At 68.1% G+C, this 13118-nt stretch carries 11 protein-coding genes; 6 read left to right on the top strand and 5 right to left on the bottom strand.

Annotated features, from left to right (window positions below; translation table 11 throughout):
* Nucleotides 1-11: 11 nt before the first annotated feature.
* A complete protein-coding gene (locus HMPREF9062_RS00725; protein ID WP_034254401.1) occupies nt 12-359 on the bottom strand; it encodes a hypothetical protein in 348 nt (115 codons plus the stop codon).
* A 32-nt stretch (nt 360-391) separates the two neighbouring features.
* Between HMPREF9062_RS00725 and HMPREF9062_RS00720 the strand changes: the two genes are divergently transcribed.
* A complete protein-coding gene (locus HMPREF9062_RS00720; protein WP_009409680.1) occupies nt 392-946 on the top strand; it encodes a MarR family winged helix-turn-helix transcriptional regulator in 555 nt (184 codons plus the stop codon).
* Nucleotides 947-1083: 137 nt separating this feature from the next.
* On the opposite strand, the gene HMPREF9062_RS00715 is transcribed toward HMPREF9062_RS00720, so the two are convergent.
* The 4 genes from HMPREF9062_RS00715 to HMPREF9062_RS00700 all read right to left on the bottom strand — a co-directional run bounded on the left by HMPREF9062_RS00715 (nt 1084) and on the right by HMPREF9062_RS00700 (nt 7767).
* Nucleotides 1084-2676, bottom strand: a complete 1593-nt coding sequence (locus tag HMPREF9062_RS00715; protein ID WP_009409679.1) for a bifunctional phosphatase PAP2/diacylglycerol kinase family protein — start codon at nt 2674-2676, stop codon at nt 1084-1086.
* A gap of 42 nt (nt 2677-2718) precedes the next feature.
* The gene (locus tag HMPREF9062_RS00710) at nt 2719-4848 is read right to left on the bottom strand and encodes an ATP-binding cassette domain-containing protein (protein WP_009409678.1); all 2130 of its coding nucleotides are present in this window, start codon (nt 4846-4848) and stop codon (nt 2719-2721) included.
* A complete protein-coding gene (locus tag HMPREF9062_RS00705; protein WP_009409677.1) occupies nt 4845-7553 on the bottom strand; it encodes a DUF4135 domain-containing protein in 2709 nt (902 codons plus the stop codon). Before HMPREF9062_RS00705 ends, HMPREF9062_RS00710 begins: the two co-directional genes overlap by 4 nt.
* A 79-nt stretch (nt 7554-7632) precedes the next feature.
* Entirely contained in the window at nt 7633-7767 is a 135-nt protein-coding gene (locus HMPREF9062_RS00700; RefSeq protein ID WP_009409676.1) for a lacticin 481 family lantibiotic, read from the bottom strand.
* 387 nt (nt 7768-8154) lie between these two features.
* On the opposite strand from HMPREF9062_RS00700, the gene HMPREF9062_RS00695 reads away from it, so the two are divergent.
* Genes HMPREF9062_RS00695 through HMPREF9062_RS00675 form a run of 5 tightly spaced genes read left to right on the top strand, consistent with a single transcriptional unit; the run spans nt 8155 to nt 13055 of the window.
* Entirely contained in the window at nt 8155-9375 is a 1221-nt protein-coding gene (locus HMPREF9062_RS00695; protein ID WP_009409674.1) for an ABC transporter ATP-binding protein, read from the top strand.
* Nucleotides 9376-9386: 11 nt separating this feature from the next.
* Nucleotides 9387-10133 (top strand): ABC transporter permease, encoded by a 747-nt coding sequence (locus HMPREF9062_RS00690; RefSeq protein ID WP_291455118.1) that lies wholly within the window; start codon nt 9387-9389, stop codon nt 10131-10133.
* Nucleotides 10130-10954, top strand: a complete 825-nt coding sequence (locus HMPREF9062_RS00685) for an ABC transporter permease (protein WP_050795229.1) — start codon at nt 10130-10132, stop codon at nt 10952-10954. Before HMPREF9062_RS00690 ends, HMPREF9062_RS00685 begins: the two co-directional genes overlap by 4 nt.
* Entirely contained in the window at nt 10951-12348 is a 1398-nt protein-coding gene (locus tag HMPREF9062_RS00680) for a sensor histidine kinase (protein ID WP_253270623.1), read from the top strand. Before HMPREF9062_RS00685 ends, HMPREF9062_RS00680 begins: the two co-directional genes overlap by 4 nt.
* A complete protein-coding gene (locus tag HMPREF9062_RS00675; protein WP_009409670.1) occupies nt 12345-13055 on the top strand; it encodes a response regulator in 711 nt (236 codons plus the stop codon). The genes HMPREF9062_RS00680 and HMPREF9062_RS00675 overlap by 4 nt, the downstream gene beginning before the upstream one ends.
* Nucleotides 13056-13118: the final 63 nt, after the last annotated feature.

Genomic DNA, 13118 nt, shown 5'->3' with positions numbered 1-13118 from the left:
GGCACGGCCGATCAGAAGAGGACGATAGCGCCGACGGCGTGGCAGACGCCGGCGAGCGCCGCCCCCGCCGCCATGCCCGGAAGACGCCGTAGGCCGCCGATGACGGCGTCTCCGAATTGAGCGAGCGCGGCGACGGCCAGGATGAACGGAGTCAGCGGGTACGCGGACGCGAGCCAGCAGACCGCGGTGACCAGCAACCCGAAGGGCACGGCTCGTGCCGCGTACATGGTCGGGTAGAAGCGGGCGCTGGGGTCGGTCCCGGGCGGCGCGATGAGCTCCGGCCGTGCCGCGGCTGCGGCCGCGATGCCGGCGGAGCCGGCACCTGCGACCGAGTTCAGCAGGGTGAGCCACCAGGGCATCAGGATCACAACCTCAGATCGTTCAATAATGAATGATTCTGTACTGTAACATTATGTTCGTGGAGGAGGAAGCGGATGAAGCGAGTACGAGTGGGGGAGAAGGCGGCGAGGCGATCCTGTCGGCGGCGTGCTTCCGGCTGGGAGTCCTGGGCGCGCGGGTCACGAGGTCCTTCTCCGAGCGGATGGACGGCACCGGGCTGACCCCCAAGCAGGTGGGGCTGCTCGCCGTTGTCGACGCGGGGACCGCCCGGTCTCAGCGGGAGATCGCATTCCGGATGCATGTGGCCCCGAGCCTGGTCGTCTCGCTCGTGGACCGGCTCGTCGACCTCGGAGCTGTTCGCCGGGTCCGCTCACCCACCGACCGCAGAGCGCGCACGATCGAGATCACCGCGGAGGGACGCCGGCTTCTCGCCCGCGGCATCGATGCCGCACGGGAGGTCGACGACGAGCTGCGCGCCGGCCTGTCCCCGGTCGGGCGCTCGGCCCTGGAGACCTTCCTGATTGAGTCGGCTGAGCTGATCGTGCCGACTCAGCCCGTTGATTCTGCCCGAGCCGTCGGGTCAGCCGATCCCTCCTCAGGTTCCTGAGCGCGAGCCGCATGGGAGGGAGACATGCCGAACGGACATGGACCGACTCGACCTGCTGCGACGACGCGGCGCCGTCTCGCCCGCTCGATCAGGTGCGCCGGACCGGGAACGCCACCGCTGGGCCCTCCGATCCTCGCTCACGCCTCGGGAGCGACAACCAGGAGCGCTTCGGGCTCGATCTCGACCGTGAGCGAGCGGGTGGTGCCGGTGGTGTCGCCGTCGAGCTCGAAGGGGACCGGCCTATCAGTCGCGATGCGCATCCGGGACGCCGAGGTCGTCGAGAAGCCCTTCTGGTCCCGGCCGGTGAGGATCTGCGCCCCCAGCCGCGCCCAGTCGGCCACCTTTCCGGGGCTGGCGAGCATGAGGTCCACCTTGCCGTCCGACGGCGAGGCGTGCGGGAACAGCGTCACCCCGCCGGTGATCGTGCCGACGTTGCCCAGCAGCGCCATCACCACCTGCTGCTCGACGGGCTCGCCGTCGTCGAGGGCGACTGTCGCAGTGAAAGGGACCGGCGCCGCGTTCTGCACCGCGGCCACCGCGTAGGCGCCGGCGCGGATGACCCTTTTGAGGTCGTCGCTCGTGTCCTCCATGATCTGGGCGTCCAGCCCCAGGCCCGCCATGACGACGAAGCGCTGGGTCATCGCGCTTTCACCGCCTGGGGCGTCGGTCTCGCAGCGCACGACGTCGATCGCCCGGGCGCGCCCGTGCAGCGCCAGGCGCAGGGCGGCGTCGGTGTCCATAGGCACGCCGAGATTGCGGGCCAACAGGTTGCCGGTGCCCGAGGGCAGCAGCGCCATGGGCACGCCGGTGCCGGCCAGCTCGGTGGAGACGGCCCGTACCGTTCCGTCCCCGCCGGCCACCAGGACGAGGTCGACGCCGGCGTCGAGCGCCCGCCCGGCCGGCTCGTGACCGGGATCGTCGACTGTGGTCTCCAGCCAGAGGGTCGGGCTCCACCCCGCGGCGAGCACCTCGGCCTCGACGCGGCGCCGCAGCAGCGACAGGTCGTCGAATTTGGCCGGGTTGAAAATGACGGCGGCTCGCTTATCGGTGCTCTCGCGCGGTAGGCCCAGCCGCGCCCAGGCGGACAGGATCGAGTCGACACCGCCGGCGCTCAGTGCCAGGTTGGCCACCGCGGCCCCCAGCAGCAGCCCGCCCACGATGTCGGACAGGTGGGCCAGGCCCATGATCCACTGGCACGCGGCGGTCAGTGCGACGGCGCCGACGCCGACCCCGACCCATTGGGCGACCGAGGAGGTGGGGCGCCGGTGAGCACGGGTGAGAGTGACGAGGACCCAGGCGCCCAGGGTCATGGCGGTGACATGGCTGGCCGGGTAGGCGCCCCCGAAGTGAGAGATCGAGTCGGCGAAAGCGGTGTGCGGCCGGGCGCGGTGGGTGGTCAGGGCGAGGATCGTCTGCAGGGGGATGCCTGCGGCGGCGACGGTCAGGGCCAGGGCCAGGCGCCGCATGCGTCGCCTGAAGGAGAAGACGGTGACACCCGCGATGGCGATGACAATGACGAGGGGGTGGGTGACCAGGGAGAAGGCCTCGGCGATCTGACCCGCGTAGGAGCGCGGCGGGAGGAAGAGTGGGCGGATGCGGTCGACAGCGGCGGTGCACCCGGTCAGGACCAGCCAGCTCCAGACGAGGAACAGTGCGACGAACAGCGCGGACAGGACGACCTCAGGCAGGTGCGGGACCGTCCGTCGCACCGCTGGGACCCAGGGCGTCATCGCAACCTCCTTACCAGCAGTGCGAGAATCGCCGCGCCCATGCTACGAGTCTCCTCCCGCCCCGCCCCGAAGGCGTGCCGTGACAGACCCCGCGCCGACGAAGTCGGCGTACTCCGGGCATCGGCGGATCAGGGAGGCGTGCGTCGAACCCGTGATCGTCCCCGATCCCGAGACGAATATGACGGCGTCGTCATCATCGATCAGCTCGAGGTCGTGCGTGACGATGAGGAAGGCCCGAGACCGGTCCTCGCCGATCGTCTGGCGGAAGACCGTACGGACGGTCTGCTCGTCGAGGCCGATGAACGGCTCGTCCAGCAGGACGAGGCTGTCACCGGCCGCGAGCGCCTTGGCGATGGCGAGCCTCCTCCTCTCCCCGTTCGACAAGTTGGTCCCGTCCTCGGAGACGTAGGAGTCGAGCCCCAGCGGGAGCCGGGTCACCCGTCCCCTCAGGGACACCGCCTCAAGAGCCGCCCGGCCATCGTCGTCCGTCAGGCCGACCCCGCGCGGGTCGAGGGCCTGCCGGACGGACTCCCCTCCCGGTCGCGTCTCCGCGAAGGCGACCCCCAGATGGTCCCTGAGGCCGGGGGACAGGGCGATGGTACCCGTGTGCGGGAGGAGGCCGACGAGCCCCTTGAGGAGCGTGGACTTCCCGCTTCCCGACGGCCCGACGATGAATGTCCTGGACGCCGGGGCGATCCTCAGGCTGACGTCGTCGATGACCCGGTTCCGCCCGAACCCGATGGTCAGCGCATCCGCCTCGATCAGGTCCTGGGACGCGACAGTGCGGTCCACGAAGTGCTGAGCATCGGTGCTGTCGAATATCTCCGTGTGTCGGTCGGTATTCTGACGGACCTGGTTCAGAGTCACCACGAGGGTGAGCGTGTCCTTCAGACCGCTGGCGACCAAGCCGCCCGCGACCTGGATCATAAGGAGGGTGCCCAGGGACATGGCGCCCGACTGGAACCGTGCGGCGGAGTAGAGCGCCAGGCCGGCGCTGATCAGGAACGTGAAGATGCTCGACAGCCCCTGCGAGTAGCCGGTCGTCCGCACGACCTTGATGTAGGAGTCGGTCAGCCTGCTGTTGGACTCCCCCCACGCCGTCGCGGTCGAGTCCGTCACCCCCAGGGTGATCATGTCGGCGATGCTCGCCAGGTCGCGCTGAACGAGCTGGCCGAACTCCTGCTGCCTGAGGATGTATGAGACGTTCGCCGAGTTCTGCTCGCCTATGAGGACCTGGTTGATGGCCAGGAACGCCGCCGAGCAGACGAGGATGCCGCAGGCGAGCCAGGGGTCGAGGAGAGCGAGGTAGGCGATGATGACCGCGGACGTGATCGTGGATGCGATCTGCGGCAGGGCCGAGACGATGATCGCGTCACGGATGGCGAAGCGGAAGCTGAGCCTTTCCATGAGGCTTCCGCGGCTGTTGCGCTCGAAGTAGGCCAGCGGCTTGGCGAGCAGGCTCGAGAAGAGTCGGTTGGAGTACCTCGCATCGAAGGAGCGCGCCCCGGCGGCAGTCCCGTGCACCTTTGTGACGACGGACAGGACGGACGCCAGCAGGATGCCGGTCACCAAGAGGGCGGATACTGCCGCGCTCCGGTGCTGGTCGACCAGGTCGCGCAGCGCCCAGGACAGGCCGAGTGCGCTGACCTGCGTCAGGAGGTAGGCCAGGAGCATCATGAGGTGGCTGCGCTGGCCCAGGGCGTTGACGACGCGGCGCAGGGCATACCTCCCCGGAGTCCGCGCTGCCTGCTTCGCCAGCAGCGCGGTATCCTGGGGGTAAAAGGAGAAGATAGCGCCGCTCGCACGCTCCTCGAAGTCCTCCTCACGGAGGTCGTAGCGGCCGATGGCCGGGTCATGAACCCGCATCTTCCGCCGGCTCCGCGCCGCTCTGACCACGACATAGTGGTGGGGCGTGAAGTGCACGATCGAAGTCTCCCGGGACGCCGTGAGAGCTCTCCAGACCTCCGACGGGCTCCCGCGTCTGGCCCGCAGCCGCAGGCCGTAGCCCGCGGTGAGGGCGCGCAGCTCCGCCGCGGAGATGCCCTCCGACTCGAAGGCGGTGGTCTGCCTGATCAGCTGCCACGGCTGCCTGTTGATGCCGTACGTGCTGAGCGTCATGGCGAAGCAGGCCAGCAGGCAGTCGCGCTCGGACTGCTGAAGTATTGTCCTCATGAGGTCATGCCCTCGGGCGTGATGGGGAGCAGCGGCTCCAGCGTGGGGCGGGGACCCGCGTGGACGTGCAGGGCGTGCAGGACGCCCGCCAGGCCGGTCATCAGCGCGTAGGACTGGTGGGTATCCGTCCCGCAGCGCCAGTCCCCGCCCAGGCCGAACGCCGCGACCTCGGCGAAGGCCTGTGCGATCCGGGCGTGGTAGCCGCTGACGGCTGATGTCCTGTCGAGGTAGTCCAGTGTCAACAGGCTGCCGGCGACGCCGTGGCACAGCGAGAAGCTCTCGGTGTCGTGGATTGCGGTGATCAGGTAGTCGGCCACGCGGCGCAGGTCGTCCGTGAAGCGCTCGCGGACGGTTGCGGGGAGCAGATCGCCTCCGGTGCGCTTGTCGAGCTCGAGGGCGGTGATCCTGGCGACCGCCAGTCCGGTCGCCCCGTGGCACCAGTGGGAGCTCGATGCCGGCGCCTCCTCTATGCGCAGGTCCTGCCACATGCCGTCGGCGGTGCGCAGGCGCTCGTCGGTCTGCAGGGCGGCCAGCCCCACCTCGACGTACTCCCGGCGTCCGGTTGTCACCCCGGCCACGAGCAGGGCGGTGCCGATTCCAGCGTTTCCGTGGGCGAAGCTGGCGTTATTGAGCCGGTTCTTTCGCTCCAGCGGCCACTGGAGGACGTCGGCTGAGGTGTCCCGGGAGTCGACCAGGTGCTGCGCCAGCGCGTCTATCACGTCGATCTCCGCGAGGTCCCGGGCGTGGCGCCATGAGAGGATGATTCCGGCGCTGCCCCCTATGACGTCGTACACGGAGTCGTCTTTGACGGACTCCCGCGGGTCGATGTCGGGCGAGTGCTGGGTGAGGAGGGGGCTCGACGGGCCGAGGTAGACCGAGCGTGACGCGTCCTGGGCCAGGATCTGGGGGCTGACCGGGGTGACATCTTGTCCGAGGGCGTGCTGGACGCCCTGGATGCCGTTGTAGATCCCGTCGGAGAGGGGACTGATGACGAGATTGTCCCTGTCGTCGACCGTTACGCTCTCCCAGCTCACGGAGTCGTCCGGGCCGGTGACCATAGCATCGCCGATCTGCTCGCGCAGGGTGTCGATGGCCGTCGCGACCGGTGAGGTGCGGGCGGGCCGGATCGCTTCGGCCCGGCGGGAGGGGTCGCTCCAGCGATGGGCCTGCATCTGCTGGGCACCGACCAGGGCGAAGGTGATGATGTTCATCTGGAAGTCCCGGTCCGCGGCAGACAGTCCCGCCATGTGGTCGAGCACCGTGCTGTAGGGGCTTGAGTCGAGGACGCAGACCGTGCGGCCGCTCTCGTCGACGACGTTCCTCGACGTGAGGTCGCAGCGGAAGGAGGGGATGAGGCCCGCGCGCAGACTCTCGCACTCCGAGTCGATGAGGGGCCCGGCGAGCGCGGTGTTCGAACGGCGCAGGTGGTCGAGTACATCGTCGGCACGGCCCTTGAATCGCTGGCTGCCGAGGGCCTGACGGACGGCGACGTACTCACTGGTGTTCCTGGCCAGGACGCGCGTCACGCACGCTTCGGCCCACTGAGAGACGGCCGCCGCCACACCGTCGGTGCTCCTCAGGTAGGCGTTGTAGGCCTCGCGGAAGCCGGTGAGGAGTGACGGAACATAGTGATCGTACCGGATACGGGTCTCCTTCCCGTTGGACTGTGCGCGCGTGAAGGGAAGGTGGTCCGTGACCTTCGTGATGTTCATGCGGCGCTCGAAGCGCATATTGTCGGTCGCCACGTCTTTGAGAACCCGGATCTCGCGGCGCAGCTCGTTCGCGGCGATGGCCGAGACGTCGGGGGCGCCGCTGTCCGCCGCGCCCAGCGGCAGCATGCCGGTCAAGAGCACGCTGTCCGCCAGCCGGTCGACGATATGCAGCGCGGCCGCGGTGGGCGCTCTGGCGGGGAGGAGCCGCACGGAGCCCACGGTCTCGGAATCGACGAGGACGGGGCAGTCCCCGTGCGGAATAATGTTCTCATAGTGGAGGTCGCTGGTCTGCAGCAAATAGGCCAGAAACAGCAGTTGACCGAGGCGCGCGTAGTAGGCGCTGGCCTCCTCGGGGCTGGTGAGCGGCAGTCGACTGACCTCCTTGGACCAGGTGTAGCCCCCCGATCTGAATGACTCCTCCCACGTCAGGGGCAGGAGCGAGTCGTCAGAGCCGTCCATGATCGCCGCCCAGACCGACGTCATCATGGCGGCATTCGCACTGGGATGGCCCTTGCGGAACAGGCGGACGCCGGCGGCGGTCAGACGTGCGGCGGGCTCCTGGTCGTGCCAGTCGCCCATGGCGGTGACCTCGATCGGCCGGGCCGGTTCGACGGTGGGGACGTAGCCGTGCTCGAACAGGGCCGACCAGTCCCGGGAGAGTGCCGCGGCGGCGGAGCGGGTGAAGGCCAGGTCGCGGTTGTTGTCGGCCAGGATCCGGTCGATAATGTCTTTATTGTCTCGTTTGAAGCCCTCGAGGAAATCATGCGTTCCCGAGTCGGTCTGGAACTCCTCGAACCGTTGCTCGGAGGTGTCCGCGTGAAGACGGCCGAGGTGCTTGGCCCTGTGCAGGTTGAGGAGCAGGGGAGAAATGGTGTAGAAAAGGATACGCTCGTTGGACCAGTCGTCGGCGTTGAGGCCGAGATCGGTCCGTAGATTGTCGGTGAACTGTGTGAAGACGGCGGTTGTGGGCTCAACGAGGTGTGACTGGATCATGGGGATTCTTCCGGGGGTCGGGTGACTTTCGGGTCTCGTGCTGGTTTACGTGTCTACCGGCCTATTGGACGGTCAATGGTCAGCAGCAGGTGAAGATGAATGCCCAGGAGTTGTAGTAGCACTCGTGGGAGATGGTGTGGAACACCCCGTTCCCTGCGCCGAGGGTGGCGTCGAGTTCGGCGTCGGTCATCTCAACGAGAATGTCAGCAGTCATAATATGTCCTTTCGTGGTTCTGAGTGAGGTGTGAGGGTGAGATCCGAAAGCCACCCGACGGTGATCGCGGTCACGGGACGAGTCTTTGCCTTGTGGGACGGGAGCGCTAGTGGCTGAAGTCGTTTGTCACCCTGGGGTGACAGTGGTTGCGGAATTGTTATCCGGGGCGGTTTGCGTAACAGAACAATATCTTTGTCGCACTTTTTGTTTCACTGTTATCTGATTTGATCGTGGTGCCGCTGACGGCGGTGATGTCGATAGAGTGAAACCTCATGATTCCGGGGAATACTCCGACCTGCCGGGTCGCCGGCCCGCGGCAGTACCCCATGGGTGACAGCTTCAGCTCCAGCGGTGCGGGCGGGCACGGCCTCGAGGTCTCATGGCTCCATGAGCACAGCAGCGAACTCCCCCGCACCCGCGACCGCGCCCTGGTCGGCTCCAGGCCGGCCGCCCGCGCAGCAGTCGGCTCCCGCGACGCTCGGCCCGGCGGGACAGCCGTCCTCCGGCCCCGGACGCGGCGCGCACGACCTGGTCGTCGCCACCGACGGCCTGACGAAGACCTACGGCGACTTCCACGCCGTCGACCACGTGGACCTGCGGGTCCCCCACGGCGGCATCTACGGGTTCCTCGGCCCCAACGGCGCCGGGAAGTCCACCACCATGAAGCTCCTCCTGGGGTTGACCCGCCCCACCTCGGGGACCATGAGCGTCATGGGCCACCCGGTGAGCGTCCGCTCGCCCTTGCCGGCCGGTACCATCGGCTCCCTCATCGAGGGGCCCTCCTACTACCCGAGGCTCACCGGCCCGGAGAATCTCACCATGGTCGCCGACTATCTCGGCCTGCCGCGGGCGCGCGTCCAGCACACCCTGGCCACCGTCGCACTGACCGGCCAGGACAAGAAGCTCGTCAAGGACTACTCCCTGGGTATGAAGCAGCGTCTGGGGCTGGCCATGGCCCTCCTGGCCGACCCTCCGCTCATGCTTCTGGACGAACCGACCAACGGACTGGACCCCGCCGGCGTCGCCGAGATCCGCCAGCTCATCATGGCTCTGGCCCGCCAGGAGGGCATGACCGTCCTCGTCTCCTCCCACATCCTCAGCGAGATCGAGCAGATGGCGGATATCGTCGGCATCATCTGCGCCGGGCGGTTGCGCTATCAGGGCCCGCTGTCCGGGCTCCAGGACGACGGCGTCATCGACGTCACCGTCTCCGATCCGGCGGGTGCGGCCGCCCTGCTCGACGAGCAGCGCATCGCCCACCAGGTCCGCGGCCGGACGGTGCGCATCCCCATGCTTCCCGACGAGGTGGTCGGCGACCTGGTGACCAGCATCGTGCGCTCGAACAATACCGTGTTCCGTGTGCAGACGGTCCGTAAGACCCTGGAGCAGGCCTTCCTCGAACTCACCGACCCGCTCGGCCACCGATCCGGCCCGGCCGCGAGCGCCGCCTCGCCGATGCCTGCCCCCGGCGTCCGCCCGTCGATGACCGCGCCCGACCCCACCTCGTTCCCGGCGGCCGCAAGCCCCTCGCCGGTGGCCGTGGGCACCGGTTATCCGACGGCCGCTCCCACCACCCGTATTCCGACCGGGCGGGGGGTGCAGCGGTGAGCACCATCGGCATGGAGCTACACAAGATCAAGCGGCGCCGCTTCTGGCTTATGGCTGCAGGGGCTATGGGTCTCCAGTTCGCATGGGTGGCTGCCGCTACAGCCAGGCGGGCTAGCGGACCTCCTGAGATGCGTACGCTGGAGTTGTCTCTTAATGAGGTCCTCTCTCTGGCTACGTTGATGCCGCCGATTATTGCAGCAATACTGGCCTCCCGTCTGGCGACGGTGGACACCGAAGAGCGGATGGGGTTGCTGCTCACCGCTCTGGGGCAGCGTGAGAGCACCCGTTTTGTCGGGAAGCTCTCTCTGGGGTCCATTGTCCTTGTGCTCGGCCAGGTTCTGCTTGTGGCGTATGTCGCCCTGATGGGTCCAGGGATGGGGCTGAAAACAACACCGGCCTATCAGGAGGCGCTGTGGCCCGCCCTGATCGTCGTGGCGGCCGCCTCGGTGGCGGCGGTGGCGGTTCAGCTGACATTGGCGATCTGCGTTCACAAACAGGGCGTCGGACTGGGGGTCGGCGCTCTGGCGGCCTTCCTCTGCTCCGGTCTGCCGCCCTATCATCTGGCACCGCTGGGCTGGCTGATTCCGTGGGGGGTCGCTGGTGCCGCCAGCCCGATTGATTACGCTCCCACATTACGCGCCGGCACGGTCTTGCTGGTGTCTCGCCCATGGCTCAATTCTGCACTCGCCGTCATCGTCGCCATTGTCTGGGTCGTACTGGCCAACCTCGTTATCGTTTACAAGGAGAGTCACCGATGAGCGTCTCAACAGTCTCTTCGCTCCCGGCCTCGCCGGAGCCCTTCATGAGTTCTTCGCAGCGTCAGGGATCTCGATCTGGTCCGTCGGTGCGGGCGGCCTGGGTGTGGGAGAACCGTAAGGCCTCCAGTCGTTGGTACTGGGTGGCGCTGGTGGTCTTGTGCACTCTTGGGATGGCGTCCGGATCGAGCCAGTATGTCAGTTATCGGGACGTATTCGATGCTCAGGGGGCGAGCTGGCTGGCCGTGTGGGGACAGGCAACGCTTCTGCCGTCCATGATGTTCATCCCTCTACTCGTGGGGGCGCTCATCGCGCAGATCGCCGCCGGCGAGCATGCGGGACGAAACTGGCAGCGTATGAACGCGAACCGTCTGCAGGACGCTATGATCCTCGGTAAAATCCTCCATATGGCCCAGGTCGCACTGCTCAGTGCGTTGGTACTCCTGGTGGAGTTCGTCATAACGGGGCTGCTGCTCGGATTCGACCCGGCAGGGCTCGGGCCGTACGCAGAGCGCATTGTTCCTGTTGCCGTGTCGATCCTTGCCGCTGAGCTGTTCTTCGCCTGGCTCGGCGTTATCATGACATCATTCTCCTCGGTCATGGCTACCGTGCTGGTGGTGGTTGTGGCTGGGTCCGCTATCACGGTGATGGCTCCTCGGGCCGGTGCTCTTCTCCCGTCGTCGTTCATAACCGCAGCCTGTGCTTCTCGTGATCCTGGTAGTATCGACTCCATGAGTTCTATGATCTTCGTCACTTTACTCGGCATCCTGTGGGCGCTCGTATGGGCACTGGCGCTGCGGCGTGCCGTCAACCGGGCCTCATGAGCGCGACCCCGCAGACAATGTCCCCGCGCCCCCTCCTGGACCGGGTCGTGGCCGCATGGCGCACCATGACCCGGCTCGGGGGCTCGACTCCGTCGACAATTCCCGCACCCCTCGGATCATCCGCGGAGCCCGCTCGGCCCGAGCCGACCGCGACGGAAATGAGGGCCCCGCGGACCCTCCTGGACCGTAGTGTCGGCTGGTGGCGCACCAGCGTCGTGACGCTGTGGGGCGTCGTGGCCGCCATGGCCCTGTTCGAGCTGCTCGTCCTGAACCACTCTCTGTCCGGGAACCCCGACATCAGCATCGGCTCATGGACGCTCCTGTGCATCCTCGCCGTGCTGACCCTGCTCGGCCGACGCCGCTGGCCGCTCGCGGCCGTCATCGCCACCGGCCTGGCCTCAGCGGTCACCGACCTGTGGGGACCGAGGTCGATCCTGGCTCTGCCTCCGCTGGTGGCCCTCTACTCCCTGTTCGTCATCGCCGGGACCCTTCAGCGCGTGATCGGCCTGCTCGTCATCACCGCCTGCTGGATCCTCCCCGCCGTTCTGACCGGTTCCTCTCCCCTGGTCGAGGTGGTTGCCCCCGATGTCTTCTTCCTCGCCGCCGCCGTCACTGCGGCATCGATCTCCCGGTCCCGCAGAGAGGCCCTCGAGCACGGCGACGCCCAGTTCGCCGCCCATACCGCCGAGCAGCGGCTCACCGCACAGCGCGACGCCGCCCGCAGCCAGGCGCGCGTGGCCGCCGAGCTCCACGACTCCGTAGGGCACGACCTGACCGCCATCCTCTCCCTATCCGAGGGCCTGGCGGGCATCACGGGGGACGCCGAGCTCGACGAGGCCATCACCGCCATCAACGCCCTCGCCCGCGACGGACTCGCTGACACGCGTCACGCCGTCGACGCCCTCCAGCCCGCCGCCGCCGAACCGGGCAGGAGAACGCCTGCTGAGCAGCCCCCCGCCGCCCTCGGACCGGCCGGCGCCCTCCACGGATGGGACGACCTCGCCGGCGTCCTGGGCACCACGCGCCGCACCGGCCTCGCCGTCGCCCTGGCCGAGACCGGACCGCGCCCCGAGGATCCCGTCATCGCGGACACCGTCTTCACCGTCGTGCGCGAGGCCCTAACCAACGTCATGCGCCACGCCGCAGGCGCCACCCGCATCGTCCTCGCTCTGGACCACGACGACTCCGCCACCCGGATCACGGTGTCCGACGACGGCGCCAATACCCAGGATGTCGGAGCCCAGCGACGACCCGTGCCCCCGCCCGGCAACGGGCTGACCCACCTGGCCGATATGCTCCGCGAGCGCGGTGGCGTCCTGAGCGCCGGCCCCATCCCCGGCGGATGGAGCCTGCGCGCCGTCATCCCCCTTCAGCCCTTTGGGAAGAACCTATGACGACCTCATCCTCCAGCGGCGCAAGCGGGTCCGGCGGGCCGATCACCGTCATGATCGTCGATGACCAGAAGGGCGCCCGCATGGGCATGTCCCTCATGATCAGACGGGCCCCCGACATGCAGGTCCTCGGCCTCGCCGTCGACGGCCGGGACGCCCTCGACCAGCTCGCCCGCCTGAGCGGCGCCCACCGGCCGCTGCCCCACGTCATACTCATGGACGTTCGCATGCCCGTCCTCAACGGGGTCGACGCCACCGCGCGCATCACCCAGCTCTACCCGTCCATCAGAACGCTGGTGCTGACCACCTACGACCAGGACGATTACGCCTTCGGCGCGCTGTCCGCCGGAGCCTCGGGCTTCCTGCTCAAGGACAGTCGAATGGCGCAGCTCCACCAGGCGATCCGAGCCGTTGCCTGCGGCGACGCCATTCTCACCCCGCGCATCACCCGCCAGCTGATCAACCGGCACATGATCCGCTCGGCGACCTCGCCCCAGCAGCGCGCCGCCCAGAACCAGCTGGGGAGGCTGAGCCCGCGTGAGCGCGAGGTGGCCGAACTCGTCGCCCAGGGACTGACCAACGCCGAGATCGCGCAGCGCCTGATCATCGCCCCCGGCTCGGTGAAGAAGAACGTCACCCGCATCCTGTCCAAGCTGAACCTGCGCGACCGGGTGCAGCTCGTCATCCTCATGCGCGACGTCCAGGGATGAAACCCGCTGGCGTCTACGGGCCCGGATGGACCGGCTCACGTGCCGACGCCGACGATCGACGCC

Origin of the sequence: Actinomyces sp. oral taxon 448 str. F0400 (assembly GCF_000220835.1) — a bacterium.
Lineage (GTDB): Bacteria > Actinomycetota > Actinomycetes > Actinomycetales > Actinomycetaceae > Actinomyces.
Note: the sequence above shows the minus strand (reverse complement) of the source record. Positions and strands in the feature narration are given on the sequence as shown.